This window comes from Pseudomonas fluorescens Q2-87, assembly GCF_000281895.1.
In the GTDB taxonomy this organism is placed as follows: Bacteria; Pseudomonadota; Gammaproteobacteria; order Pseudomonadales; family Pseudomonadaceae; genus Aquipseudomonas; species Aquipseudomonas fluorescens_S.
Map to the genome: position 1 here is coordinate 4,024,857 of NZ_CM001558.1, position 25,032 is coordinate 4,049,888.

Sequence of the window (25,032 nt, forward strand, 5' to 3'; positions counted from 1 at the left end):
TTGCCCGCGAAGAGGCCGACCCACTCAACACAAAACCTCCAGATACAAGAACGCCCCGACAAGTCGGGGCGTTTTCACAAGCGGCTGAAGCTTAGCGCGGGAACGCTGGCGGATTGACCCCGGCCATGTCTTCCATCACGCGAACCACCTGGCAGCTGTAACCGAACTCGTTGTCGTACCAGACGTACAGGACAACGCGGTTGTCTTGGCAAATGGTCGCTTCGGCATCCACTACACCGGCGTGGCGCGAGCCAACGAAGTCGGTGGACACCACTTCCTGGGAATTGACGAAGTCGATCTGCTTATGCAGATCGGAGTGCAGCGCCATGTAGCGCAGGTACTCGTTCATCTCTTCACGGGTGGCAGCTTTCTCAAGGTTCAGATTGAGAATGGCCATCGACACGTTCGGCGTCGGCACACGGATGGCGTTGCCGGTCAGCTTGCCGGCCAACTCAGGCAGGGCCTTGGCGGCGGCGGTGGCAGCGCCGGTCTCGGTGATGACCATGTTCAGCGCGGCGCTGCGGCCACGGCGATCGCCCTTGTGGAAGTTGTCGATCAGGTTCTGGTCGTTGGTGTACGAGTGGACCGTTTCGACGTGACCGTTGACGATGCCGAACTTGTCATTCACAGCCTTGAGCACCGGCACGATGGCGTTGGTGGTGCAGGAGGCGGCGGAGATGATCTTGTCGTCAGCGGTGATTTCGCCGTGGTTGATGCCATGGACGATATTTTTCAGCTTGCCCTTGCCAGGCGCGGTCAACACGACGCGGTCGATACCCGGGCAGGCCAGGTGTTGGCCCAGGCCGTCGGCGTCACGCCATACACCGGTGTTGTCCACCAGCAACGCGTTCTTGATGCCGTACTGGGTGTAGTCCACCTCGGTCGGGTTCTTCGCGTAGATCACCTGGATCAGGTTGCCGTTGGCACTGATGGTGTTGTTTTCTTCATCGATGGTGATGGTGCCGTTGAACGAACCATGGACCGAATCGCGGCGCAGCAGGCTGGCACGCTTGGTCAGGTCGTTCTCGGCGCCCTTGCGCACCACGATGGCCCGCAGGCGCAGGCCGTCGCCGCCACCGGTTTTTTCGATCAGGATGCGCGCCAGCAGACGGCCGATACGACCGAAGCCGTACAGGACCACGTCGGTGCCCTTGCGAGCCGAAGCGTTCTGCTGGCCAACCACATCAGCCATCTCTTCACGAACGAACTGCTCGGCGCTACGGCCGTTGCCTTCGTTACGGAATTTGAAAGCCAGCTTGCCCAGATCCACCGAGGCCGCGCCGAGCTTGAGCTCGCTCATGGCTTTGAGCAGGGGGAATGTTTCGTGGACGGAGAGTTCGCTGTCGTCCGAAGAACGGTGGCGAGCAAAGCGGTGGGCTTTGAGGATCGCGATGACAGACTGGTTGATCAGGCTGCGGCCATAGATCGAGCTCACCACGTTGTTATTGCGGTAGAGCTGACCGATGAGAGGGATCATCGCTTCGGCGAGCGCTTCACGATCAATCCATTCACCAAGACACTGGTCGGGCTTCTGAGTCACGGTAACCTTCCACATGTAGGGGCTGAAAAAAGGGGCTACATTATGCCGCCGAGTCTTCGGCGGAGCAATGCGCGCCCGTCGCGCCGTGGTTTTCCTGTCTGCCTGGGTAGTCTGCGACTGACAGCGGCCCCCTTCCCCCGCTACAATTGTCGACTTTGTCGCAACGCTGGAGCTCAACCTTCCGTGCCCGTTCTGCGTCTTCCGCTTCTCCCTGCCGCGGCAGGTAAACAGCACTGGGGCAACCTGCCCGGTGCCGCCCTGAGCCTGGCCATCGCCGAGGCTGCCAGCGCTGCAAAGCGCTTCACCCTGCTGCTGACCGCCGATAGCCAAAGTGCCGAACGGCTGGAACAGGAGCTGAGTTTCTTCGCTCCGGATTTGCCCGTGCTGCATTTCCCGGACTGGGAAACCCTGCCCTACGATCTTTTTTCGCCTCACCAGGACATCATTTCCCAGCGAATCGCCAGTCTCTATCGGCTGCCGGAGCTCAGTCATGGCGTTTTGGTAGTGCCTATCACCACGGCCCTACATCGCCTGGCGCCCACCCAGTTTTTACTCGGCAGCAGCCTGGTGCTGGACATCGGCCAGAAACTCGATGTCGAGCAAATGCGCACTCGCCTGGAGGCCAGTGGCTATCGTTGCGTCGACACAGTGTATGAGCATGGTGAGTTCGCGGTACGCGGCGCGCTGATCGATCTGTTCCCGATGGGCAGCAAGCTGCCGTACCGCATTGACCTGTTCGATGACGAAATCGAGACCCTGCGCACCTTCGACCCGGAAAACCAGCGCTCCATCGACAAAGTGCAGTCGATCCGCCTGTTGCCGGCCAAGGAATTCCCGCTGCAAAAAGACGCCGTGACCCGCTTCAAGGCGCGGTTTCGCGAGCGCTTCGACGTAGATTTCCGCCGCTGCCCGCTTTTCCAGGACCTGAACAGCGGAATCACTCCCGCCGGTATCGAGTACTACCTGCCGCTGTTTTTCGAAGAAACGTCCACCCTGTTCGATTACCTGCCCTCGGACACCCAGGTGTTTTCCCTGCCGGGCATCGAACAGGCGGCGGAGAACTTCTGGAACGACGTGCGCAACCGCTACGAAGAGCGCCGCGTCGACCCGTCCCGGCCTTTATTGCCGCCAGCCGAGCTGTTCCTGCCAGTGGAAGACTGTTTTGGCCGCCTCAAGAGCTGGCCACGGGTGGTAGCGAGCCAGCAGGACGTGGAAACCGGCGTCGGCCGTGAACGCTTCCCGGCCAAGGCACTGCCGGACCTGGCGATCGAAGCCAAGGCCACGCAGCCACTGGCGGCGCTTGCCGGCTTCCTCGATGCGTTCCCCGGCCGCGTGCTGTTCACCGCCGAGTCCGCCGGTCGACGAGAAGTCCTGTTGGAGCTGCTTGAACGCCTCAAGCTGCGACCGAAGACGGTAGACAGCTGGCCGGACTTCGTCGCGGGCAAGGACCGATTGACGATTACCATCGCGCCGCTGAACGACGGCCTCGTCCTGGATGACCCGGCCCTGGCGCTGGTTGCCGAAAGCCCGCTGTTCGGCCAGCGCGTCATGCAGCGCCGCCGTCGCGAGAAACGCGCCGACGCCACCAACGACGCGGTCATCAAGAACCTCACCGAGCTGCGCGAAGGCGCGCCGGTGGTGCACATCGACCATGGCGTGGGCCGTTACCTGGGCTTGGCGACACTGGAAATCGACAACCAGGCCGCCGAGTTCCTGACCCTTGAATATGCCGAAGGCGCGAAGCTCTACGTGCCGGTGGCGAACCTGCACCTGATCGCCCGCTACACCGGCAGCGACGACGCCCTGGCGCCGCTGCATCGCCTGGGCTCGGAAACCTGGCAGAAAGCCAAGCGCAAGGCCGCCGAACAGGTGCGCGACGTGGCCGCCGAGCTGCTGGATATCTACGCCCGCCGCGCCGCCCGCGAGGGCTACGCCTTCGCCGATCCGAAGGCCGACTACGAAACCTTCAGCGCCGGTTTTCCGTTCGAAGAAACCGTCGACCAGCAGACCACCATCGAAGCCGTGCGCGCCGACATGCTCGCACCCAAGCCAATGGACCGCCTGGTCTGTGGCGATGTGGGCTTCGGCAAGACCGAAGTGGCGATGCGCGCCGCGTTCATTGCCGTGCACGGCGGCAAACAGGTCGCAATCCTCGTCCCGACCACCCTGCTTGCCCAGCAGCACTACAACAGTTTCCGCGACCGCTTCGCCGACTGGCCGGTGACCGTGGAAGTGATGAGCCGTTTCAAATCCACTAAAGAAGTCAACGCCGCCGTGGCCGACCTGGCCGAGGGCAAGATCGACATCGTCATCGGCACCCACAAGCTGCTGCAGGACGACGTGAAGATCAAGAACCTCGGGCTGGTGATCATCGACGAAGAGCACCGCTTTGGCGTGCGTCAGAAAGAGCAGCTCAAGGCCCTGCGCAGCGAAGTCGACATTCTGACCCTGACTGCCACGCCGATCCCGCGCACCTTGAACATGGCGGTTTCGGGCATGCGCGACCTGTCGATCATCGCCACACCGCCGGCCCGTCGCCTGTCGGTACGCACGTTCGTCATGGAGCAGAACAAGAGCACGATCAAGGAAGCCTTGCTGCGCGAGCTGCTGCGGGGCGGCCAGGTCTATTACCTGCACAACGACGTGAAGACCATCGAAAAATGCGCCGCCGACCTGGCCGAACTGGTCCCGGAAGCCCGTATCGGCATCGGCCACGGGCAGATGCGCGAGCGTGAGCTCGAACAGGTGATGAGCGACTTCTACCACAAGCGCTTCAACGTGCTGATCGCCTCGACCATCATCGAGACCGGCATCGACGTGCCAAGCGCCAACACCATCATCATCGAGCGCGCCGACAAGTTCGGCCTGGCCCAGTTGCATCAGTTGCGCGGCCGGGTCGGGCGCAGTCACCACCAGGCCTACGCATACCTGCTGACGCCGCCACGCCAGCAAATCACCCCGGATGCGGAAAAGCGCCTGGAGGCCATCGCCAACACCCAGGACCTCGGCGCCGGCTTCGTGCTCGCCACCAATGACCTGGAAATCCGTGGCGCCGGCGAGCTGCTGGGCGACGGCCAGAGTGGCCAGATCCAGGCCGTGGGCTTCACGCTGTACATGGAAATGCTCGAACGGGCGGTCAAATCGATCCGCAAGGGCGAACAGCCGAACCTCGACCAACCCCTGGGTGGCGGGCCGGAAATCAATCTGCGCGTACCGGCGCTGATTCCGGAAGATTACCTGCCGGATGTCCACGCGCGGCTGATCCTCTACAAACGCATCGCCTCGGCCAACGACGAGGAAGGTCTCAAGGACCTGCAAGTGGAGATGATCGACCGCTTTGGGCTGCTGCCGGAACCGACCAAGAACCTGGTGCGCACGACACTGCTCAAGCTCAAGGCCGAGCAACTGGGCATCAAGAAAGTCGACGGCGGCCCCAACGGTGGTCGCATCGAGTTCGAGGCCCAGACGCCGGTCGATCCGCTGGTACTGATCAAGCTGATCCAGGGCCAACCCAAACGCTACAAATTCGAAGGCGCCACGATGTTCAAGTTCATGGTGCCCATGGAACGCGCGGAAGAGCGTTTCAATACCGTAGAGGCGCTGTTCGAGCGCCTCACTCCGACCACTGCTTGAAGGACGCCACATGCGCCTGTTTCGCTCACTGACCTTGCTGATGACCCTGGTCGCTCCCCTGGCGTTTGCCGACGACCTGTATCAGGTTGAAATGATCCTGGTCCGGCAGAATGCGGAGCCGACGATTATCAGCCGCGCCGCGCCGGAAGACTGGGACGCCGGCGCACAGCGCCTGGGCTCGGACAGCCAGCGCACGCCAGCACTGGGCAATATCGTCGAAAAACTCAACGCCAGTGGCCAATACACCGTATTGATGCACAAGGCGTGGCAGCAGAACCTGGGCGAACAGAGCCGTAAAATCGCCGTCAGCGATGGCGCCGAACAGTTCGGGCAGTTTCCCATCGAGGGCACTCTGGATTTGAAACTCGGCCGTTTCACCGACGTAGACGCCGATTTCTGGATCAACCAGATCGATGCCAACGGCCTGGTCACCGCCAGCGAACGCCTCAAGCAGCAGAGCCACACCAAGAACGGCCAGTTGAATTTCCTCGATAACGGCCACCTCGGCCTGCTGATCAAGATCACCTCCCTGACCGCGCCCGCGCCACGGCAGGCACCTGACGTCATTCCGGACTGATCGGCGCGCCTATGCCTTCGCCCCTGAGCAAACCCCTGGCCCCTTCCTGGGTCAATCGGTTCAAGGAACAAAGCCTGGAGCGCGGGCGCCGTTACGCGCTTGAAAACCGGGTCAGGATCGTCGAGGCGGGCGATAGCACGATCACCGCCAGTTGCGAAGGCTCCGGCGGCAACATCTACCGTCAGACCATTCGCCTTAAAGAGTCAGCCAAGGGCACGCTGATTCTGCTTGAAGCGGCTTGCTCCTGCCCGGTACGCATCAATTGCAAGCACTGCGCGGCGGTACTGCTGCAAGTCCAGGAAACCCTCGCTTACCCCGCCGCGGAAAAAGACGCGCAGTTGCTGGAAAAACTCCAGGCAGTGCTGGACAACCGCAGCCCCAAGGCTCCACCGCAAGTGCTGGTGGACAATGTGCAACCGGTGCCTCGCCTGTGGTTGGCCAGCATCGAGTTCAGTGCCTTCGAGCCACGTAACGGCAAGATGCAGCGCTACATCCAGCACCGGGCCGCCCTGTCCTTCAGCTACCTGGACGAATACGTCAGCGGCCAGCGCAACACGGACGTGCTGATTCGCCAGGAAACCCAGACGCTGCGGATAAAACGCCATACCGATGTGGAACAATCCTACCGCGAACAGCTGCGCATCCTAGGTTTCAAAATCGCGACCCGGCAAAGCAAAGCTCTGCCGGAAAGCGCCGGTGAGCTGTACGAAATGGTCAACGACAGCGCTTGGCTGACGTTTACTCTCAATGATCTGCCCAAGCTGCGCAGCCAGGGTTGGGAATTGCAGATCGACGAGGACTTCGGCTTCGACCTCACGGCGGTGGACGAGTGGTACGCCACGGTGGAGGAAACACCGGAGCGGGATTGGTTCGACCTGGAGCTTGGCATTATCGTCAACGGTGAGCGCCTGAGCCTGCTGCCGATCCTGCTGAACCTGATGCGCTCGCACATCGAGCTGTTCAACCCGGAGCGCCTGGCCAGGCGCCGCGATGACGAGCTCATCCTGGTCAATTTGCCCCACCGCCCGAACTCGGAATTCGGCCCGCAACAAGTGGCCTTGCCTTATGGCCGGCTGAAGCCGGTGTTGGCGACCCTCGGCGAGTTCTATCTGCAAGAACCCGGCACCACCAAACTGCGCCTGAATACTGCGGACGCGTTGCGCCTGAACCCATTGCAAGATATGCCTTTGGCCTGGGAGGGCGGCGAACACATCCGTGGCCTGGCCCAACGCCTGCGCGATATCAAGGATTATACGGCGGCTGCCCCGGAAGGCCTGAACGCGACGCTGCGACCCTATCAGCTCGAAGGCTTGAGCTGGATGCAATCACTGCGACAGCTGGAGGTTGGTGGCATTCTCGCGGACGACATGGGCCTGGGCAAAACCCTACAGACCCTGGCACATATTCTCAGCGAAAAAAACGCCGGCCGCCTCGACCGGCCGTGCATGGTGGTGATGCCTACCAGCTTGATTCCCAACTGGCTCGACGAGGCGGCTCACTTCACGCCGCAGCTCAAGGTGCTGGCCCTGTATGGCGCCGGGCGCAAGAAGCACTTCGAACGGCTGGCCGAATACGACCTGATCCTCACCACGTATGCGCTATTGCCCAAGGATGTCGAACGCCTGGCTGCGCAGCCGTTGCACGTATTGATTCTCGATGAAGCCCAGTACATCAAGAACCCCACCAGCAAAGCCGCCCAGGCAGCCCGCGAACTCAACGCCCGGCAGCGCTTGTGCCTGTCCGGCACGCCCCTGGAAAACCACTTGGGCGAACTGTGGTCGCTGTTCCATTTCCTATTGCCGGGCTGGCTCGGGGACGTCAAGAGCTTCAACCGCGATTACCGCGTGCCGATCGAAAAGCGTGGCAGCGACGTAAGACTGCAGCACCTCAACGGTCGGATAAAACCCTTCCTGCTGCGCAGGACCAAAGAGCAGGTGGCGACAGAATTGCCGCCCAAGACCGAGATTATCCATTGGGTCGAGCTCAGCGATGCCCAGCGGGATGTCTACGAAACCATGCGCCTGGCAATGGACAAGAAGGTGCGCGACGAAATCACCCGCAAAGGCGTGGCTCGCAGCCAGATCATCATTCTTGAAGCGCTGCTCAAGCTGCGCCAGGTCTGTTGCGACCTGCGCCTGATCAACGACGCCGCCCTGCCCGCTCGAGGCAGTACCTCGGGCAAGCTCGACAGCCTGATGGAAATGCTCGAAGAACTGTTTGAAGAAGGCCGCCGGGTGCTGCTGTTTTCCCAGTTCACGTCAATGCTGGCCTTGATTGAAGATGAACTGAAGAAGCGCGGCGTCGACTACGCCATCCTGACTGGGCAAACCCGGGACCGACGCACACCGGTCAAGGAATTCCAGAGCGGCAAGCGTCAGATCTTTCTTATCAGCCTGAAGGCCGGCGGGGTGGGCCTGAACCTGACCGAGGCCGATACGGTGATTCACTATGACCCGTGGTGGAACCCGGCAACGGAAAACCAGGCGACCGACCGCGCCTATCGCATCGGCCAGGAAAAGCCGGTATTCGTCTACAAACTGATTGCCAGGGGCACAGTGGAAGAGAAAATCCAGCTGCTGCAAAAGGAAAAATCCGACCTTGCGGCCGGCGTGCTGGACGGCCGCGTGGCTGGAGACTGGAAGCTGCAAAGCGACGATATCGAGGCGCTCTTTGCACCGCTGCCGGACAAACTGGAAAAGCGCTGACAGCCGTCAATCAACCAGTTGAGCAGCCCTCAACGCACCGAGCGCCGCCAGCCAGCGAGGGTCCTGGCGGTATTCCGTGGACGCGTAAGCCTGGCCGCGCATACGGGCGATCCGCGCCGAAGGCTTGACCTTCAGGCGTTGGGCAGCGCTCAAGGCCAACTCCGCAGCCGCTCGGTCGTTGCACACCAGGCCCATGTCGCAGCCTGCCGTCAAGGCAGCCTCGATACGACTGGCGGCATCACCGACCACATGGGCACCGGCCATCGACAGGTCATCGCTGAAGATCACGCCATCGAATTGCAGCTCGCCGCGCAGGATGTCTTGCAACCAGCGACGGGAAAAGCCGGCTGGATTAGCGTCAACCTGCGGGTAGATGACATGGGCCGGCATGACGGCAGCCAGTTGCTTGCTCAGTTTGGCGAACGGTACCAGATCGTTGGCGCGAATCTGTTCGAGGCTGCGCTCATCGTTCGGGATCGCCACATGGGAATCGGCCTCGGCCCAGCCATGACCCGGAAAATGCTTGCCGGTGGCGGCCATCCCGGCAGCGCTCATGCCGCGAATGAACGCACCGGCCAGTAATGCGGCACGCTCGGGATCGCCTTCGAAGGAACGACTGCCGACGACGGCGCTGCGCTGGTAGTCGAGATCCAGCACCGGGGCAAAACTCAAGTCGAGGCCGACCGCCAGTACTTCGGTGGCCATGATCCAGCCGCACTGCTCGGCCAGGTATTCGGCGTTGGGGTTGTCAGCAATCGCCCGCATTGCCGGTAGCCGCACGAACCCTTGGCGCAGCCGCTGGACGCGACCGCCTTCCTGGTCCACGGCCAATAGAAGGTCGGGACGGATGGCGCGGATCGACGCGCTCAGCTCACGCACTTGCCGCGGATGCTCGATATTACGGGCAAAAATGATCAGGCCGCCCACTTCGGGTTGGCGTAACAGGTGGCGATCTTCAGCCGTCAGCCAGGTACCGGCGACGTCCACCATCAACGAGCCTTGCAGGCCAGCAGTCATAGCATTTCCTTAATAATGATGGACCCGTGACGACACAGGCATAACCGCCCCGCCTGGGACTGGGCCAGGCAGGTCGTGGTCATGCATTGAGTGATAGACGGGTTCGGAACGAGAGTCGGCATGGGCAGCTAGCTTAGCGGAAGTGGGCAGCCGCGCCCACCCAAGGACTCAAGCCTTGGCCAGGGCCGGGGCTGGGGCCGATTTGCTGCGCGGACGCAATTGTGCGGCGGCCATGATCTCGTCGGTGACGCCGCTTTCGGCACGCATGCCGGCAGCCAGGAACGGCACCATCAGGCGCATCACCTGCTCGATGGATGTGTTTACGCCAAAGTCGGTCTCGGCGATGGCCCGCAGCGCCTTGATACCGGACATGCTGAACGCTGCGGCACCAAGCATGAAGTGCACGCGCCAGAACAGTTCAATCGGTGGAATGCGCGGCGCCGCCTCGTTGACCAGCAGCATATAGCGGCGGAACACCTTGCCGTACATGTCTTCCAGATAACGCCGCAAGTGACCCTGGCTCTGGCTGAAAGCCAGGCCCAGAAGACGCATGAATATAGAAAGGTCGTTACCGCTGCGCGGCTGCACGACGAGGGCTTGCTCGACCAGGATCTCCAAGAGTTCTTCCAGGGTCGGCTTGACGTCAGGCTTGGCCTGGCGCCGCTCAAGCTCACGATCGAGGCTGAGGCAGAAGGGCCCGAGGAATCTCGAGAAAACCGCCTGGATCAAGGCTTTTTTCGAACCGAAGTGATAGTTCACCGCAGCCAGGTTCACCCCGGCCTTGCTGGTAATCAGACGCAACGAGGTTTCGGCGAAACCTTTTTCCGCGAACAACTGCTCGGCAGCATCGAGGATGCGTTCAACGGTTTCCGACTGGGCCATGGTAATTCCGCCTGACAAACACTTGTTTGAAACATACGTTTCAGCCCATGGGTTTGTCAAGCCTGCCCGGGCGTTTTGCGAACGTCCGGTCAGTTATTTAACCATCTTTTCCCGGACGGTAGCCACCTCTCCTCCAGATGCCCCTCCGACCGTCCAGCGGCCTGAGAAAAAAGGAGGATTGCCAAGCGGCGTCCACTGTATATAATCCCAGTCACTGTATAAAAAGACAGAGCGCTCATTATGATAAAGCTGACGCCACGCCAAGCAGAGATTCTGGCCTTCATCAAACGCTGCCTCGAAGACAACGGCTATCCGCCGACCCGTGCGGAAATCGCCCAGGAACTGGGTTTCAAGTCGCCCAACGCGGCTGAGGAACACCTCAAGGCGCTGGCCCGCAAGGGCGCTATCGAAATGACCCCGGGCGCATCCCGTGGCATTCGCATCCCTGGCTTCGAAGCCAAGGCCGACGAAACCACCCTTCCGATCATCGGCCGGGTAGCGGCAGGCGCCCCGATCCTCGCCCAGCAACATGTCGAGGAGTCCTGCAATATCAATCCATCGTTCTTCCATCCGCGAGCTGACTATCTCCTTCGCGTACATGGCATGAGCATGAAGGACATCGGCATCTTCGACGGCGATCTCCTGGCCGTGCATACCACCCGCGAGGCCCGCAACGGCCAGATCGTCGTGGCACGAATCGGCGACGAGGTCACCGTCAAGCGCTTCAAGCGCGACGGCAGCAAGGTCTGGCTCATTGCCGAGAACCCCGAATTCGCCCCCATTGAAGTAAACCTGAAAGATCAGGACCTGGTCATCGAAGGCTTGAGCGTCGGCGTCATTCGCCGCTAAAGGAGGCTTTATGCAGTTCCCTCACACACCACAGCACACACAACTTCCGCTGTTCGAGGCATTCATGGCCCAACCGCTGGTTCCAGTTCTGAAAGAGGTCATCGAGTCGCCCTGGGGCGTCGAGCCCGAGCCTTTTAGTGAACTGTCGTTACGTGGTGCGGCTGGGAGCTGCCTGAACCTTCTGGCGCCGGTTCTGCGAGAACTCAGCCAGGACCAGGATGCTCGCTGGTTGACGCTGATTGCTCCACCGGCCAGCGTTACCCAGGCCTGGTTGCGGGACGCTGGCCTGAATCGTGAGCGCATCCTGCTGTTGCAACCGCGAGGCACTCAAAGCGCCCAGCAGTTGACCTGCGAAGCCTTGCGCCTGGGTCGCAGTCACACAGTGGTCAGTTGGCTCAACCCGTTGACCACGACAGCGCGGCAACAGTTGATCAGCGCCGCCCGCATTGGGGACGCACAAAGCCTGAATATTCGATTGGGCTAAAGCAGGTGCGGGGCTTCTTCAAAGGCAGAGAAGCCGGCGGTCACGCTATCCAAAAAAGCCGACAGGCGGGATCAATGAAGAACCCGCGGTCCCTCTTCCTTGTTGAATTCGCCCTCAACCAGGCGACCTGCCATCTGGACGCCCACGCTGAGCATCGCCTTGGCAACTTCGACGTGTTGGCCCTGCAGGAATACCTTGGCATCTTCGGAAAAGTTCAGGGTAACCAGAGAACCCTCGTCTTCGGCCCTGCGCAGCTCGATGCGACCATCAGGAAGTTCGACAATTTCTAGAAAGGACGTTGGCATAAAAGTCTGTTCTCCACGAAAGGCGAGGATTATATAGTCATCAGCCAGGCTTCGCTCGGGATCTTGACCAAGCGTTATTTAACGTACGTAACTGGCCTGGAAAAACTCAGCACTCATTCAGGCCTTCACGAAAGCGTATCGCCAGGCTCTTCAAGTTCTGGCGCCAGCTCTCCAGCTCCTCCCGGCTCAACTCCAGCTCAGGGTCCTGTTCATCCAGATTGACCGCCACGATCAACGGCTGGGTCACGTCACCCTTGGGCTTGCGTGGAGCCCGTGGCGGCTCGAACAAGGCCGCATGGGCCGCCAATAGCTTCGCCAGCCAGGTTTCCGGGTTATGCGCCAGCTCGACCATTTCGGCCAATTCCGGGATAGCGATCGTTTCCAGCACTTCGCGGGTCAACAGCAGCTCGGCCCGCGCGGCATTCGCTTGGGGCAGGCGATAGAAACCGGCGATTTCATGGCACAACCCCAACAGCGCACCGTACAGGTGAAACAGCGCAGACTCGCGTCCTGCCTGGAGCAGAGCCGGGGAATTCATCGCACGCCCATCCTCGGCCCTGGTGAGCGCTTCGAGCGACAGACCGGCGAAATAGATTTTCTGATTGGTGCGGGTATAGAGTTCGTGGGCCATGGCGGCATCTCCCCAACGAAATGAAAGCTTCAGGCAAGGGCGACAGTGTCGTGGATCAACCGAGGCCACTGCAAGCCAAAAACAAAAAGGCCGCATGAAAACCCGTGGGTTTGCCATGTGGCCTTTTTGTTAGGTCAGTGCGGATTCAGCGATTGCAGGGGACGGCAGCGACCGAAACGTCGGACCGGTCCAGCGGGAGCAAGCTCCCTCGCCACAAGAGCCTCAGCTCCGCCCTCCAGACAAGTCCTGGCGATCAGCGCTTGTCTTCAACGGTCCATTTACCGCCGTCGTAGTACGCCTTCCACCCGGTCGGCTTGCCGTCGACTTCGGTCTGCACGTACTGCTCCTTGGTCTTGCGGCTATAGCGAATGACCGCTGGGCGCCCGTCAGGATCCTTCTGCGGCGCTTCGCAGAGGAAATGGTACTTCGGATCGATCTCATCCTTGTGCGGCACGATTTCCAACACCAACGGTGCACGGGTCTCGCGGTTTTTCGGGAACTGACTGGCCGCCAGGAACAGGCCGGACGCACCGTCGCGCAGAATGTAGGTATCGTTGACCTTCTCGCATTTGAGTTCGGGCATCTTCACCGGGTCCATTTTCGGCGGCGCCGCGTCACCGCTCTTGAGCAGCTTGCGGGTGTTCTTGCAGGTCGGGTTGGTGCAACCGAAGAACTTGCCGAAACGACCGGTCTTGAGCTGCATCTCGCTGCCACACTTGTCGCATTCCAGGCTTGGACCTTCATAGCCCTTGATGCGGTAGGTGCCCTCTTCAATCTCATAGCCGGCACAGTCCGGGTTGTTGCCACAGATGTGCAGCTTGCGTTTTTCGTCCAGCAGATAGGCATCCATCGCCGTGCTGCAGATCGGGCAACGATGCTTGCCGCGCAGCACCAGGGATTCGGATTCGCCCTCGTCGTCAGCGGCGATTTCATCGCCTGGCACCAGGTTGACAGTCGCCTTGCAGCGCTCCTTGGGTGGCAGGCTGTAGCCCGAGCAACCGAGGAACACGCCGGTCGAGGCGGTACGAATTTGCATCGGACGCCCGCAGGTCAGGCACGGAATGTCGGTCATGACCGGCTGGTTGGCCCGCATGCCGTTGTCCGGGCTCTCGGCCACTTCGAGCTTTTTCTTGAAGTCGCCGTAGAACTCGTCAAGGACGTTTTTCCAGTCTCGCTCGCCCTGGGCCACGTCGTCGAGATTCTCTTCCATGCCGGCGGTGAAACCGTAATCCATCAGGTTCGAGAAGCTCTCGGACAGGCGTTCGGTAACGATGTCACCCATCTTTTCCGAGTAGAAGCGACGGTTGTGCAGCGCCACGTAGCCACGATCCTGAATGGTGGAGATGATCGCCGCGTAGGTCGAAGGACGACCAATACCGCGCTTTTCCATTTCCTTGACCAGGCTGGCTTCCGAATAACGCGCCGGCGGCTTGGTGAAATGCTGCGTCGGATCGAGCTTGATCAGCTTCATCACGTCGCCCTGGGCCATATCTGGCAGGACGTCATCGTCACCAGGCTTGGTGATTTGCGGCATGACGCGGGTGTAGCCGTCGAACTTCAGGATACGGCCCTTGGCGCGCAGCTCGAAGTCACCGGCTCCGACGCTGACTGTGGTCGACAGGTATTGCGCCGGCAGCATCTGGCAGGCGAGGAACTGGCGCCAGATCAATTCGTAGAGACGCTCTGCATCACGCTCCATGCCCGATAGCTTGCTTGGCTCGGTGTTGGCATCGGACGGACGAATCGCTTCGTGAGCCTCTTGGGCGCCTTCCTTGCTGCTATAGACGTTTGGCGTTTCTGGCAGATACTTCTTGCCGAACTCGCTTTCTATATAGGTACGTGCCATCGCCACGGCGTCAGCCGAGAGGTTGGTCGAGTCGGTACGCATGTACGTGATGTAACCAGCTTCGTACAGACGCTGGGCCATCATCATGGTTTTCTTCACGCCAAAGCCCAGGCGGTTGCTCGCGGCCTGCTGCAGCGTGGACGTGATGAACGGCGCGGACGGCTTGCTGCTGGTCGGCTTGTCCTCGCGCTTGACGATGCTGTAGCTGGAAGCCTTGAGCTTTTCCAGCGCGGCCATGGCCTGTGCTTCATTGAGAGGCTTGAAGGCTTCGCCCTTCTCCCGGGCCACGTCGAAGCGCACGGTGGCGCCCTTCGCGGTGCCGAGGTCGGCATGGACTTCCCAATATTCTTCAGGGATGAACGCACGGATTTCCCGCTCGCGCTCCACCACCAGTTTCACTGCGACCGACTGCACGCGACCGGCCGACAGGCCACGGGCGATCTTGGCCCACAGCAATGGCGAGACCATGTAGCCGACCACACGATCGAGGAAGCGACGCGCCTGCTGGGCGTTGACCCGATCGATGTCCAGCTCGCCCGGCTGGGAGAAGGCCTCCTGGATGGCCTTCTTGGTAATTTCGTTGAACACCACGCGCTTGTAGCGGCTGTCATCCCCACCAATGGCTTCGCGCAGGTGCCAGGCAATGGCTTCCCCTTCGCGGTCCAAGTCCGTCGCGAGATAGATGGTGTCGGCATCCTTGGCGAGCCGGCGCAGCTCCTCGATGACTTTTTCCTTGCCCGGGAGGATCTCGTACTTGGCTTTCCAGCCGTGTTCCGGATCGACCCCCATGCGCGAGACCAGCTGCTTGCGCGCCTTGTCTTTCGGCGACAGCGCCGGCGCTTCACCAGCCGCAGCCTTGCCGCGCTTGGCGGCAGGCTCCTTGCTGGCGCTAGCCGAACCGCTGGTGGGCAGGTCTCGGATATGGCCGATACTCGACTTCACCACGTATTGGTTGCCCAGATACTTGTTGATGGTCTTGGCCTTAGCCGGGGATTCCACAATGACCAGCGATTTGCCCATGGATCAGAAAATTCCTGAATTCTAAAAAGTGAAAGGCGGTTGGCGCCTGACGCGGCACCGCTATATATAGTGGCTGCAAGGTGAGGTCAAGCGCAGGGTTGCCCGCATGTGGACCTCAAGACCTGGAAAAAATGCTCTCTTCGGCCTGCACCAAAGCAAAGCGTGGCACCTGTTCGCCGTCAACCTCGACGGACTCCTGGAACATGCTCAAGGGACGCACCCAAAAGCCGTAATCGCCATACAAGGCTTGATAGAAGACCACTTCTTCCTCGGTCTCGGAATGCCGCGCAATGCTGAATACGCGGTACTGCGGACCTTTGTAATGCTGGTAGAGCCCAGGTTGTATCGGCATGCTTTGGCCCTCACTCAAATCTTTTCAAAATAAAAATAAAATCTTTTTCTACTAAACCCGTAAAAACAAAAACCGGGGCACTTGGCCCCGGCTTCCATCGACGCAACGCTTAGACGCGTTCGAAGACAGTGGCGATGCCCTGGCCGAGGCCAATGCACATGGTGGATACGCCAAAGGTGCCGCCATTCTGCTTCATGACGTTGAGCAGCGTGCCGGAGATACGTGCACCGGAGCAACCGAACGGGTGACCCAGGGCGATCGCACCGCCGTGCAGGTTAACCTTCTCATTCATCTTGTCGAGCACTTTCAAATCTTTCAACACTGGCAGGGCCTGTGCGGCGAACGCTTCGTTGAGCTCGAAGAAGTCGATATCGGAAATACCCAGGCCTGCACGCTTCAAGGCTTTCTGCGTGGCCGGTACTGGACCATAGCCCATGATCGCCGGGTCCACACCCGCCACGGCCATCGAACGAATCACCGCCATCGGCTGGATACCCAGGTCCTGGGCACGCTGGGCCGACATCACGATCATGCACGAGGCGCCGTCAGTGATCTGCGACGAGGTACCGGCCGTCACGGTGCCGCCCTTCGGATTGAATGCCGGCTTGAGGGCTGCCAGGCTTTCCAGGGTGGTTTCCGGACGAATGGTTTCGTCGTAGTCGAACAGCTTCAGGAAGCCATTCTCGTCGTAGCCCTGCATCGGAATGATTTCGTCCTTGAACTTGCCTTCCACCGTCGCCTTGTGGGCGAGCTGATGGGAGCGCACGCCAAAGGCATCCTGCTGCTCACGGGTGATGCCATGCATTTTGCCGAGCATTTCCGCGGTCAGGCCCATCATGCCCGAGGCTTTTGCCGCATGCAGCGACATGTGCGGGTTCGGATCGACGCCATGCATCATGCTCACGTGGCCCATGTGCTCGACACCACCCACGACGAATACATCACCGTTGCCGGTCATGATCGCCTGGGCGGCGGTGTGCAGCGCGCTCATGGACGAACCGCACAGGCGGCTGACGGTCTGGCCGGCCGCGGTGTGAGGGATCTGGGTCATCAGCGAGGCCATGCGGGCGATGTTCCAGCCCTGCTCCAGGGTCTGGTTCACACAGCCCCAGATCACGTCTTCGACTTCGTTGGGGTCGACCTCGACGTTGCGTTCCAGCAGCTTGCTGATCAGGTGCGCCGACATGTCTTCGGCGCGGGTGTTGCGGTGCATGCCGCCTTTGGAGCGGCCCATCGGCGTACGACCGAAGTCGACAATCACGACGTCTCTAGGATTCAAGCTCATAAATGTTCTCTCGCTCTAGTCGTTGGGCGCTTAACCGAAGAAGCTCTGGCCGTTCTTGGCCATTTCACGCAGCTTCGCGGTCAGGTGGTACAGCGCGCCCAGATCAGCGTACTGGTCAGCCAGGGCAACGAACTCGGCCACACCGATCGAATCGATATAGCGCAGCGCACCGCCACGGAATGGAGGGAAACCGATACCGTAGACCAGACCCATGTCGGCTTCGGCGGCGGTTTCGACAATGCCGTCTTCCAGGCAACGCACGGTTTCGAGGCACAGCGGGATCATCATCCAATTGATGATGTCTTCGTCGGTGACTTCGCGCTGCTCGTAGACGATCGGCTTGAGCACTTCCAGCACCGACGCGTCGGCCACCTTCTTCTGCTTGCCGCGCTTGTCGGTCTCGTAGGCATAGAAGCCTTTGCCGTTCTTCTGGCCCAGGCGCTTGGCTTCGTAGAGCACGTCCACAGCCGAACGACGGTCGTCTTTCATGCGGTCCGGGAAGCCTTCAGCCATCACGTCACGACCGTGGTGACCGGTGTCGATGCCGACCACGTCCATCAGGTATGCCGGGCCCATTGGCCAGCCGAATTTTTCCATGATCTTGTCGATGCGCACGAAGTCCACGCCAGCGCTGACCAGCTTGGCGAAACCGCCGAAGTATGGGAACAGCACACGGTTGACCAGGAAACCCGGGCAGTCATTGACGACGATCGGGTTCTTACCCATTTTCTTGGCGTAAGCCACGGTAGTGGCGACGGCATGTTCGCTGGACTTCTCGCCACGGATCACTTCCACCAGCGGCATCATGTGCACCGGGTTGAAGAAGTGCATGCCGACGAAGTTTTCCGGACGCTTGAGCGCCTTGGCCAGCAGCGAGATGGAAATGGTCGAGGTGTTCGAGGCGAGGATGGTGTCCTCCTTGACCTTGTCTTCGACTTCAGCCAACACCGCCTGCTTGACCTTCGGGTTCTCGACAACCGCTTCGACCACCAGGTCGACATGGCCGAAATCGCCGTAGGACAGCGTAGGACGAATGCCGTTGAGCACTTCGGCCATCTTCGCAGCCGTCATGCGGCCTTTGTCGACACGGCCGACCAACAGCTTGGCGGCTTCGGCCAGGCCCTGTTCGATCCCGTGTTCGTTGATGTCCTTCATCAGGATCGGCGTGCCCTTGGACGCCGACTGATAGGCGATGCCGCCGCCCATGATGCCGGCGCCGAGTACGGCAGCCTGCTTCACGTCGCGAGCGATTTCGTCATAGGCCTTGGCCTTTTTCTTCAGTTCCTGGTCATTGAGGAACAAACCAATCAGGCTTTGTGCAGCCGAAGTCTTGGCCAACTTGACGAAGCCGGCGGCCTCGACTTCAAGGGCCTTGTCGCGACCGAAGTTGGCGGCTTTCTGGATGGTCTTGATCGCTTCGACCGGCGCCGGATAGTTCGGGCCTGCCTGGCCTGCAACGAAACCCTTGGCGGTTTCGAACGCCATCATCTGTTCGATGGCGTTGAGCTTGAGTTTCTCCAGCTTCGGCTGGCGCTTGGCCTTGTAGTCGAACTCGCCGCTGATGGCGCGCTTGATGGTCTCAAGGGCTGCTTCCTGGAGTTTGCCAGGTTCGACCACGGCATCCACGGCACCGACTTTCAGCGCGTCTTCAGCGCGGTTTTCCTTGCCGGCGGCAATCCACTCGATGGCGTTGTCGGCACCGATGAGGCGCGGCAAGCGCACGGTTCCGCCGAAGCCTGGGTAGATACCCAGCTTGACTTCCGGCAGGCCGATCTTGGCGGTGGTGGACATGACGCGGTAATCCGCTGCCAGGCACATTTCCAGGCCGCCACCCAGGGCGACGCCATTGATGGCAGCAACAGTGGGGACGTTAAGGTCTTCGAAGTCGCTGAAAATACGGTTGGCTTCGAGGTTGCCAGCGATCAGTTCGGCATCGGGCAGCTTGAAGTTATCGACGAATTCGGTGATGTCGGCGCCGACGATGAACACGTCCTTGCCGCTGCTGACGATCACACCCTTGATCGAAGCATCTGCCTTGATAGTGTCTACGGCCTGACGCAGTTCATTCAGGGTTAGACGGTTGAACTTGTTGACGGACTCACCCTTGAGATCGAACTTCAGTTCGACGATGCCACTTTCAAGAGCCTTAACCGTGATGGCTTTACCTTCGTAAATCATCAACTGATCTCCACGATATGGAAGCTGAACAGTACACGTTGAACGCTGACCGCTGGTTTGGGCATTGACGTTGTCATCAATGCTACGCCAATCCGCCAGGCACACCCGTCAACGCGATAGTCGGGTTCTGTAGGAGCATTCTGAAAATACAAACGCTCAATTCATACGCCCGTTTGATTTGGGTACGTCACCTTCACGGAATTTCCGACAATTGTCAATCGCCCTAAACAGGGGCAAGAATTCGACTTTACGGTCATTTCCGAACCCCATGGATCCGCAACACGACGGTGCATGAGCAGCCATTCATAGAATCAATAATTAGAAAAGTCGCCCTAATTGCAGGCGCGTCGGATTCAGTTGGCTACGCTGTCAGGAAGACGAGTGGATATTTGGGAATGATGGGGCGATGTGAACGACACCCGACATGAGAAATAAATTACCGGCCTGCCTGGCCAACCCGCCCGATGAGACTGTCGGGCTTTTTTACGCCTCAGGCCAGCGCCTTGAGCACGTCGGCAATGTCCTGCAAGATTCTGGCTTCGCCTTTTTCGCCCCAATACAAGGCAATCATTTGCCCATCGGCTTCGACTTTGTAGACGTTGGCCGGCAATTTTTCGAAATGATTGAGCAATGCCTCATCCTGGCAGACCTCGCGCCACTGGTTGACCCACACGCCCGGCGCCGTTTGCCAATAACACCAGCAGGCCGGTTGCTTGCCCCGCCGAGGCCGATGGTACTGGGCGCAAGGGTTCGGTGGCTGCTGACCGAGCCAGTGTGGCCACTCCTGGGGCGCCAATTGCATGGCCAGTCCCAGGCGCCGCGCTTCCATGCGCAGGGCCATGCGACCGCTCTGGACACGGGACGGGCGCAACCATGCCAGCGGACTTAACACCACCAACAGGATTGACAGCACTATCCAGACCGTCATATTCGTACTCCCCGATTCTGATGAGCCATCGACGCACATCGCCGTCAATGCGCTTGAAACCAGCCATACTTACCGTATCGCAATTCTCTGGAGTGCTTTCCATGTACTACAACCACGTCCTGGTCGCTGTCGACCTCACTGAAGAATGCGATCCCGTTGTCAAGCGCGCTCGCGCCCTGTGCGACGACAGAGACACGAAATTGTCGCTGGTGCATATCGTCGAACCGATGGCCATGGCCTTTGGCGGAGACGTGCCGATGGACCTTTCCCAATTGCAACAACAGCAGTTCGACCAAGCCAAGGAGCGCCTGGACCGGCTGATCGTGAAATATCCGGACCTGAAAAAGGAAAACTGCCACCTGACCTACGGCCAGCCGCGCCAGGAGATTCATCATCTGGCCAAGGAACAGGGTTGCGACTTGATCGTTGTCGGCAGTCATGGCCGGCACGGCCTGGCGTTGCTGCTGGGTTCGACCGCCAACGATGTGCTGCATGGCGCGCCCTGCGATGTGCTGGCAGTGCACTTGGTCAAACGCAGCTAGTTCACTCACTGAACCTGTGGCGAGGGAGATTGCTCCCGCTTGAGTGCGAAGCACTCACCGCTAGGGCCGCTTCGCAGCCCAACGGGAGCAAGCTCCCTCGCCACAGTCATTGAGCGTGAGCGGACTCAAGCGTCCAATTCAGCCCAACGCTCGACCAGGGTATCCAGCTCGGCCTGCAGTTGTTCCAAGTGCGCGATCACCTTGGCGGTTTCGGCAGCAGGACGCTGGTAAAAGCCGGCATCGGCCATTTCGGCCTCTACCGCTGCAATCTGCTGCTCCTTCGCATCGATGTCACCCGGCAACGCTTCCAGCTCGCGCTGCAGCTTGTAGCTGAGCTTTTTCTTGGCCGGCGCCGCTGCGGCGGCAGCTGGGGCGGGCTCGGCCTTGACTACCGCTGAGTTCAGGTCGGCCTTGCCGGATTTGCTCTCGGTTACCCCCAAAAGACGCGGCGAGCCACCCTGGCGCAACCAATCCTGATAGCCGCCGACGTATTCACGCACGAGGCCTTCACCTTCGAAGACCAGGGTGCTGGTGACCACGTTGTCGAGGAATGCCCGGTCGTGGCTGACCATCAGCACGGTGCCGTTGAAGGTCAGCAATACCTCTTCCAGCAGTTCGAGGGTTTCCACGTCCAGGTCGTTGGTCGGTTCGTCGAGCACCAGCAGGTTCGCCGGCTTGCTGAACAACTTGGCCAGCAACAGACGGGCGCGCTCGCCACCGGACAGCGCCTTGACCGGCGTACGGGCACGCTGGGGGCTGAACAGGAAATCGCCCAGGTAGCTCAGGACATGGCGGCTCTGACCGTCGATATCGATGAAATCGCGGCCTTCGGCCACGTTGTCGATCACGGTTTTTTCCAAGTCCAACTGGTGGCGCAACTGGTCGAAATAGGCCACGTCGATCTTCGTGCCCTCTTCTACCTTACCGCTGGTCGGCACCAGGCCACCGAGCATCAGCTTGAGCAACGTGGTCTTGCCGGTGCCGTTGGCGCCCAGCAGGCCAATGCGATCGCCACGCTGCAGGACCATGGAGAAGTCCTTGACCAGGAACGGGCCGCCCGGATGGGCGAAACTGACGTTCTCCAGCACCATGACCTGCTTGCCGGACTTATCGGCCGTTTCCAGCTGAATATTCGCCTTGCCGGTGCGCTCGCGGCGCTCGCTGCGTTCGACACGCAAGGCCTTGAGGGCCCGGACACGCCCTTCGTTACGGGTACGACGGGCCTTGATGCCCTGCCGAATCCAGACCTCTTCCTGGGCCAGACGCTTGTCGAACAAGGCGTTGGCGGTTTCTTCCGCTGCCAGGGCCGCTTCCTTGTGCACCAGGAAGCTGGCGTAGTCGCCGTTCCAGTCGATCAGGCCGCCGCGGTCCAGTTCGAGGATGCGCGTTGCCAGGTTCTGCAGGAAGGAACGGTCGTGGGTGATGAACAGCACGGCACCCTGGAAATCCTTCAAGGCCTCTTCAAGCCAGGCGATGGCACCGATGTCCAAGTGGTTGGTCGGTTCGTCGAGCAGCAGCAGATCCGGCTCGGACACCAGGGCCTGGGCCAGCAGGACGCGACGACGCCAGCCACCGGACAACTCGGCGAGGGTTTTGTCGGCGGGCAATTGCAGGCGGCTCAGGGTGCTGTCGACCAGTTGCTGCAACCGCCAGCCATCACGGGCTTCCAGGTCATGTTGCACATGCATCAACTTGTCCAGGTCGGCATCGGTGACGATGTTCTGGCTCAAGTGGTGATATTCGGCCAACAGCGCACCGACGCCGTCCAGGCCTTCGGCGACCACGTCGAACACCGTCCGCTCGTCGGCCACCGGCAATTCCTGGGGCAATTCGCCTATTTTCAGGCCTGGCGCACGCCAGACCGAGCCGTCATCGGGCTTCTGGTCGCCCTTGACCAGCTTCATCATGCTGGACTTGCCAGTGCCGTTGCGGCCGATGATGCACACCCGCTCACCACGGGCGATCTGCCAGGACACCTTGTCCAACAACGGCATCGCGCCGAAAGCAAGGGACACATCGCTGAATTTGAGCAGGGTCATGAGCTTCTCCAAAAACCGGGCGCGCATTCTACCTGAGATGAGACCTCAGGAGTCCGCCAATTTCGCAACTGAAGCACTCTGCACAACAAATGTTGCGAACTTGCGCCGACGGCCTTGCAAAGCTTTCGCCGGCTGCTGGCAAAAGGCTAAGCTACAGACAGTTACCCTGGGGTCACCCCTGGGCTTGTCATGTTTTTTCTGCCCGGATGTCTCATGCGCAGTCGCCTTTTCAGTGTTTTAACGTGTCTTTTTGTGTGTGCCACTGCCGCTCAAACCGCTCAGGCGGTGGATATTTCCATTCAACGCCAGTATTACGACGAGGCCAAGCGAGCCCTGGCCAAGGGCGATTCAGGCCCCTATTTTCGCTACAGCCAGGCCCTGCGCGATTATCCGCTGGAGCCGTACCTGGCCTATGACGAATTGACCGCCCGTCTCAAGAGCGCGAGCAACGCCGAGATCGAGAAATTTCTCGCCGAGCACGGCGACCTGCCCCAGGCCAACTGGATGAAGTTGCGCTGGTTGCGCTGGCTGACCGAGCGCGGCGATTGGGAGACGTTCGTCAAATACTACGACCCCAAGCTCAATTTCACCGAACTGGACTGCCTCAACGCCCAGTATCAGATTACCCATGGGCTGAAGGCCGAGGGCTACGCCAATACGGAAAAGCTCTGGCTCACCGGCAAATCCCAGCCGGCGACCTGTGATGCGCTGTTCGGCCTGTGGGCCTCCGAAGGCCAGTTGACCGAACAGAAGCGCTGGGACCGTGCCAAGCTGGCCGCCCAGGCTCGCAACTACCCACTGGCCAACAGCCTGAGCAGTGGCCTGACGACGCTCGCCCCACGCGGCAAACTGCTGGTGGATGTCGCGCAAAAACCCGAGCTGCTCAACCAGCCGGCGCGCTTCAGCCCAGCCGACGAACCGATGTCCGACATTGTCAGCCTCGGCCTGCGTCGCCTGGCCCGCCAAGACCCGGACAAAGCAATGGCCTTGCTGGATGGCTACGCCAGTATCATGCACTTTTCCCGGGATGAAAAAGTCGCCATTGCTCGCGAGATCGGCCTGACCCTGGCCAAGCGCTTCGACAGTCGCGCCTTGGACGTAATGACCCAATACGATCCGGAACTGCGGGACGACACAGTTTCGGAATGGCGCTTGCGCCTGCTGCTGCGCCTGGCCCGTTGGGACGACGCTTACCAGTTGACCCGACGCCTGCCGGAATCGCTGGCCAGCACCAACCGCTGGCGCTACTGGCAGGCCCGCACATTGGAGCTGGCACAGCCGCAGAACCCCGAGGCGCTGACACTTTACAAGCACCTGGCCCGCGAACGGGATTTCTATGGCTTCCTGGCTGCCGACCGCTCCCAGTCACCGTACTCGCTCGTCAACAAGCCATTGGTCATGAGCCAGGCGCTGATCAACAAAGTGCGCAACACGCCCGGTGTGCGCCGGGCGCTGGAATTCCACGCCCGAGGCGACATCGTCGACGGACGCCGCGAGTGGTATCACGTCAGCCGTCACTTCAACCGGGACGAGATGGTCGCCCAGGCGAAACTGGCTTATGACCTGAAATGGTATTTCCCGGCGATCCGCACCATCAGCCAGGCCAAGTACTGGGACGACCTGGACATCCGCTTCCCCATGGCCCACCGCGACACCCTGGTGCGCGAAGCCAAGGTTCGCGGACTGCATTCGAGTTGGGTATTTGCGATCACCCGCCAGGAAAGTGCTTTCATGGACGACGCCCGCTCCGGCGTCGGTGCCACCGGCCTCATGCAGTTGATGCCCGGCACCGCCAAGGAAACCGCGCGCAAGTTCAGCATTCCCCTCGCTTCGCCACAGCAGGTGCTGAATCCGGACAAGAACATCGAGTTGGGCGCTGCATACCTGAGCCAGGTGCACAGCCAGTTCAATGGCAACCGCGTCCTCGCCTCTGCTGCCTACAACGCTGGCCCCGGTCGCGTCCGCCAATGGTTGCGCGGCGCCGATCACCTGAGCTTCGACGTCTGGGTCGAAAGCATTCCCTTCGACGAAACCCGCCAATACGTGCAGAACGTGCTGTCTTATTCGGTGATCTACGGTCAGAAGCTCAACTCACCGCAGCCGCTGGTGGACTGGCATGAGCGGTATTTTGATGATCAGTGAGTGAATGGCGAACGCTGGCCTCAAGCAGCCATCTACCCCTGGAAAACAAAATGCCCGTATCGAAAGACGCGGGCATT

The 25,032-nt window shown here is 60.5% G+C and carries 18 protein-coding genes; 7 read left to right on the forward strand and 11 right to left on the reverse strand.

The annotated features are described in order from the left end of the window. Positions 1-91 precede the first annotated feature (91 nt). A complete protein-coding gene (locus tag PFLQ2_RS10030; RefSeq protein WP_033046153.1) occupies positions 92-1,555 on the reverse strand; it encodes a glyceraldehyde-3-phosphate dehydrogenase in 1,464 nt (487 codons plus the stop codon). A gap of 168 nt (positions 1,556-1,723) precedes the next feature. Here PFLQ2_RS10030 and mfd point away from each other — a divergent pair, with 168 nt between their 5' ends. From mfd to PFLQ2_RS10015, 3 genes are read left to right on the forward strand one after another with little or no spacing between them, the layout of a single operon-like run. After that, positions 1,724-5,173 (forward strand): transcription-repair coupling factor, encoded by a 3,450-nt coding sequence (gene mfd / locus PFLQ2_RS10025; RefSeq protein ID WP_003183403.1) that lies wholly within the window; start codon positions 1,724-1,726, stop codon positions 5,171-5,173. A 10-nt stretch (positions 5,174-5,183) separates the two neighbouring features. Further along, positions 5,184-5,750 carry a CsiV family protein gene (locus tag PFLQ2_RS10020; RefSeq protein WP_003183404.1) on the forward strand — a complete coding sequence of 189 codons (567 nt, stop codon included), beginning with the start codon at positions 5,184-5,186 and terminating at the stop codon, positions 5,748-5,750. Between the two features lie 11 nt (positions 5,751-5,761). Next, positions 5,762-8,455: a DEAD/DEAH box helicase gene (locus PFLQ2_RS10015; protein ID WP_003183405.1), complete on the forward strand. Its 2,694-nt coding sequence runs from the start codon at positions 5,762-5,764 to the stop codon at positions 8,453-8,455. Between the two features lie 6 nt (positions 8,456-8,461). Here PFLQ2_RS10015 and nagZ read toward each other — a convergent pair whose 3' ends face one another. Beyond that, positions 8,462-9,460 (reverse strand): beta-N-acetylhexosaminidase, encoded by a 999-nt coding sequence (gene nagZ / locus PFLQ2_RS10010; protein ID WP_172680613.1) that lies wholly within the window; start codon positions 9,458-9,460, stop codon positions 8,462-8,464. A gap of 180 nt (positions 9,461-9,640) precedes the next feature. Beyond that, positions 9,641-10,354, reverse strand: a complete 714-nt coding sequence (locus PFLQ2_RS10005) for a TetR/AcrR family transcriptional regulator (protein ID WP_003183407.1) — start codon at positions 10,352-10,354, stop codon at positions 9,641-9,643. Between the two features lie 240 nt (positions 10,355-10,594). On the opposite strand from PFLQ2_RS10005, the gene lexA reads away from it, so the two are divergent. Together lexA and sulA are read left to right on the forward strand one after the other, a co-directional pair. Continuing rightward, entirely contained in the window at positions 10,595-11,203 is a 609-nt protein-coding gene (gene lexA, locus PFLQ2_RS10000; RefSeq protein WP_003183408.1) for a transcriptional repressor LexA, read from the forward strand. A gap of 10 nt (positions 11,204-11,213) precedes the next feature. After that, a complete protein-coding gene (gene sulA / locus PFLQ2_RS09995; RefSeq protein ID WP_003183416.1) occupies positions 11,214-11,687 on the forward strand; it encodes an SOS-induced cell division inhibitor SulA in 474 nt (157 codons plus the stop codon). 71 nt (positions 11,688-11,758) lie between these two features. Here sulA and PFLQ2_RS28925 read toward each other — a convergent pair whose 3' ends face one another. The 7 genes from PFLQ2_RS28925 to PFLQ2_RS09965 form a co-directional block, all read right to left on the reverse strand. Further along, on the reverse strand, positions 11,759-11,992 hold the full coding sequence (locus PFLQ2_RS28925) for a hypothetical protein (protein WP_003183419.1): 234 nt from the start codon (positions 11,990-11,992) through the stop codon (positions 11,759-11,761). A 106-nt stretch (positions 11,993-12,098) separates the two neighbouring features. Beyond that, complete coding sequence (locus PFLQ2_RS09990; RefSeq protein ID WP_003183420.1) at positions 12,099-12,623, reverse strand: DUF6586 family protein; 525 nt, start codon at positions 12,621-12,623, stop codon at positions 12,099-12,101. Between the two features lie 253 nt (positions 12,624-12,876). Beyond that, positions 12,877-15,489 carry a type I DNA topoisomerase gene (gene topA / locus PFLQ2_RS09985; RefSeq protein WP_003183422.1) on the reverse strand — a complete coding sequence of 871 codons (2,613 nt, stop codon included), beginning with the start codon at positions 15,487-15,489 and terminating at the stop codon, positions 12,877-12,879. A 115-nt stretch (positions 15,490-15,604) separates the two neighbouring features. Then, a complete protein-coding gene (locus PFLQ2_RS09980; protein ID WP_003183424.1) occupies positions 15,605-15,841 on the reverse strand; it encodes a DUF1653 domain-containing protein in 237 nt (78 codons plus the stop codon). Positions 15,842-15,950: 109 nt separating this feature from the next. After that, positions 15,951-17,126, reverse strand: a complete 1,176-nt coding sequence (fadA, locus tag PFLQ2_RS09975; RefSeq protein WP_003183426.1) for an acetyl-CoA C-acyltransferase FadA — start codon at positions 17,124-17,126, stop codon at positions 15,951-15,953. Positions 17,127-17,156: 30 nt separating this feature from the next. Then, on the reverse strand, positions 17,157-19,304 hold the full coding sequence (fadB, locus tag PFLQ2_RS09970; RefSeq protein WP_003183432.1) for a fatty acid oxidation complex subunit alpha FadB: 2,148 nt from the start codon (positions 19,302-19,304) through the stop codon (positions 17,157-17,159). Between the two features lie 490 nt (positions 19,305-19,794). After that, a complete protein-coding gene (locus tag PFLQ2_RS09965; protein ID WP_003183438.1) occupies positions 19,795-20,232 on the reverse strand; it encodes a hypothetical protein in 438 nt (145 codons plus the stop codon). Positions 20,233-20,333: 101 nt separating this feature from the next. Here PFLQ2_RS09965 and PFLQ2_RS09960 point away from each other — a divergent pair, with 101 nt between their 5' ends. Further along, positions 20,334-20,774 (forward strand): universal stress protein, encoded by a 441-nt coding sequence (locus PFLQ2_RS09960; RefSeq protein WP_003183440.1) that lies wholly within the window; start codon positions 20,334-20,336, stop codon positions 20,772-20,774. Positions 20,775-20,899: 125 nt separating this feature from the next. Here the strand turns inward: PFLQ2_RS09960 and PFLQ2_RS09955 are convergent, their stop codons facing one another. Next, positions 20,900-22,813 (reverse strand): ATP-binding cassette domain-containing protein, encoded by a 1,914-nt coding sequence (locus PFLQ2_RS09955; RefSeq protein ID WP_003183442.1) that lies wholly within the window; start codon positions 22,811-22,813, stop codon positions 20,900-20,902. Between the two features lie 213 nt (positions 22,814-23,026). Here PFLQ2_RS09955 and PFLQ2_RS09950 point away from each other — a divergent pair, with 213 nt between their 5' ends. Next, entirely contained in the window at positions 23,027-24,955 is a 1,929-nt protein-coding gene (locus PFLQ2_RS09950; protein WP_003183443.1) for a transglycosylase SLT domain-containing protein, read from the forward strand. Positions 24,956-25,032 lie beyond the last annotated feature (77 nt).

Bases quoted from the DNA above. Each gene is read 5' to 3' on its own strand.
- PFLQ2_RS09955 (WP_003183442.1), bottom strand. From the start codon at position 22,813: ATGACCCTGCTCAAATTCAGCGATGTGTCCCTTGCTTTCGGCGCGATG.
- PFLQ2_RS09965 (WP_003183438.1), bottom strand. From the start codon at position 20,232: ATGACGGTCTGGATAGTGCTGTCAATCCTGTTGGTGGTGTTAAGTCCG.
- PFLQ2_RS10020 (WP_003183404.1), top strand. From the start codon at position 5,184: ATGCGCCTGTTTCGCTCACTGACCTTGCTGATGACCCTGGTCGCTCCC.
- PFLQ2_RS09950 (WP_003183443.1), top strand. From the start codon at position 23,027: ATGCGCAGTCGCCTTTTCAGTGTTTTAACGTGTCTTTTTGTGTGTGCC.
- lexA (WP_003183408.1), top strand. From the start codon at position 10,595: ATGATAAAGCTGACGCCACGCCAAGCAGAGATTCTGGCCTTCATCAAA.
- PFLQ2_RS10005 (WP_003183407.1), bottom strand. From the start codon at position 10,354: ATGGCCCAGTCGGAAACCGTTGAACGCATCCTCGATGCTGCCGAGCAG.
- sulA (WP_003183416.1), top strand. From the start codon at position 11,214: ATGCAGTTCCCTCACACACCACAGCACACACAACTTCCGCTGTTCGAG.
- PFLQ2_RS10015 (WP_003183405.1), top strand. From the start codon at position 5,762: ATGCCTTCGCCCCTGAGCAAACCCCTGGCCCCTTCCTGGGTCAATCGG.
- topA (WP_003183422.1), bottom strand. From the start codon at position 15,489: ATGGGCAAATCGCTGGTCATTGTGGAATCCCCGGCTAAGGCCAAGACC.
- PFLQ2_RS09990 (WP_003183420.1), bottom strand. From the start codon at position 12,623: ATGGCCCACGAACTCTATACCCGCACCAATCAGAAAATCTATTTCGCC.
- fadB (WP_003183432.1), bottom strand. From the start codon at position 19,304: ATGATTTACGAAGGTAAAGCCATCACGGTTAAGGCTCTTGAAAGTGGC.
- fadA (WP_003183426.1), bottom strand. From the start codon at position 17,126: ATGAGCTTGAATCCTAGAGACGTCGTGATTGTCGACTTCGGTCGTACG.
- PFLQ2_RS28925 (WP_003183419.1), bottom strand. From the start codon at position 11,992: ATGCCAACGTCCTTTCTAGAAATTGTCGAACTTCCTGATGGTCGCATC.
- PFLQ2_RS10030 (WP_033046153.1), bottom strand. From the start codon at position 1,555: ATGTGGAAGGTTACCGTGACTCAGAAGCCCGACCAGTGTCTTGGTGAA.
- PFLQ2_RS09980 (WP_003183424.1), bottom strand. From the start codon at position 15,841: ATGCCGATACAACCTGGGCTCTACCAGCATTACAAAGGTCCGCAGTAC.
- PFLQ2_RS09960 (WP_003183440.1), top strand. From the start codon at position 20,334: ATGTACTACAACCACGTCCTGGTCGCTGTCGACCTCACTGAAGAATGC.